The following is a 1,841-nucleotide window of genomic DNA, read 5'->3' on the forward strand; positions in this document are numbered from 1 at the left end:
ATGAATTAGCTTTATTAAAGTTACCCAAAAATGCAGGTGATGGCTAATTTCTAATATTTTCAATTTACTCCTTGACATTTCTTAGCTGGACTTTGGATGAGTTTACGGCACGGTACTCTGTCTTTTATCATTTTACTCTACGTCCTTCTGCCGTAATCGGCTGGACAGATTGTGGTTCAAATGAGAGTACCTAAATCAGTTTAGACATCGGGCTACAAGCCCAAAATTAAAACGATCTTTGCCGTTAGTATAAGTATAGTGGGTATCCATTGAACTATCAAAGTGTAAAGGCATCCATGTTTCATTTATGGTGGCGCCAATTTATAGGCATAGATGTTTAGACAATATGAAAAGATTTCATATTGTGATAAGGTATACGAAACCTGTAGATACATAATGATTTTGAAATTAGCTTACATTGTGTATACAGATGCAACATGATAATATGAAAGCAAAGGAAACAATATTGGATAAAGAAATTGACACAGAGAAAAACACAGAACTGGCAGGATTTATTGATGATAATGAGCCGAAGACCAAATGGGCTGCAAAGGCTTCTGTTTTTACAAATCTTTTCAGTAACGTGAGATATACTTACCAACTGTACAGGGCATTACATCCTGAGGATGAAGAGACTACTGTTGACGAGATTACGTTGATGACCATAGAGAGTCATATGCTGAACCAGCAGTATAACGATCTCGGATTTATGGTTGGAGAAAGGCTGATAATATTAGCAGAGGCGCAGAGCACCTGGAGCGAGAATATTGTAGTACGTGTTCTGCTATACGTAGTTCAGACTTGGTACAAGTATATAAAGAAAAAGGGACTTGATATATATGCGGAAGAAACAATCTCTTTGCCGGTGCCAGAACTTTATGTGATATACACCGGGACTAAAAAGGACCATAAACCCGAGAAATTGACATTAAAGGACAGTCTTTTCGAAGGCATAGATATCAGTATTGGCTGCGAAGTGAAGATACTTTACGACGGAGCTCAGGGTGATATCATTAACCAGTACATAAGGTTTTGCCATATATTTAATGAACAGGTAAAGCTTCATGGACGAACGAGGAAAGCTGTGGAAGAAACGATCAGAATCTGCCGGAGTGAAGCGGTTTTGGAGGAATATCTTGAGATGGAAAGAGAGGAGGTCATTGACATGATGTTGGCATTGTTTGATGAAGAGACCTTGATGAAGAATCATGATGCTACAATTGAACGGAAAGGCAGAAAAGAAGGTAGAAAAGAAGGTAGAAAAGAAGGTAGAAAAGAAACAACAGACCTTCTGAATTACTTATGGGAAAATAATCGTGGAAAAGATGCAATCAAAGCCTCTGAGGACGAACATTATCTTGAACAACTTCTTGAGGATTTTAGGAGAGGTAATCTTTCTAACAAATAAGGATTAATGATAATTCTAGATGAGGCGTGCCATGTGCTGGACAGAATACAAAATGTCATGATCCTTCCAGTTGGATATCAACCAATGATGCGGTGCAATAGGCAGTATGCTTATACTGCCTACACTAAAAATGTTGGATCTTTTGATTTATACAAAGATCCTCATTTCAAGGCATTCCGCTTTAAGCATGATCTGGTATTCTTTCGGAACCATAGTTGACAGGCACCATAAAATCTGAAAGACATCGTAGAGCTTTGCCTTAAGTATGGCGGAGGCGGTCACCGCAACGCAGGTACCTGCCAGTTGGATAACGATACGGTTGACACCCAGCTGCCGGATATTATTGTAGGTCGAGACCACGTGCCGCGCGCTGCTTCAAGTTTTGCCGGCAGCAAAACGATCAAGCGCGTGGCACACAAAACCACCCGCTATG

General features: G+C 39.9%; 1 protein-coding gene. It reads left to right on the forward strand.

Going from position 1 to position 1,841, the window contains the following annotated elements; all coding sequences use genetic code 11:
- Window positions 1-466: 466 nt before the first annotated feature.
- On the forward strand, window positions 467-1,408 hold the full coding sequence (locus G625_RS20250; protein WP_049895932.1) for a hypothetical protein: 942 nt from the start codon (window positions 467-469) through the stop codon (window positions 1,406-1,408).
- Window positions 1,409-1,841: the final 433 nt, after the last annotated feature.

Source organism: Oribacterium sp. NK2B42 (assembly GCF_000424445.1).
Taxonomy (GTDB): domain Bacteria; phylum Bacillota; class Clostridia; order Lachnospirales; family Lachnospiraceae; genus Oribacterium.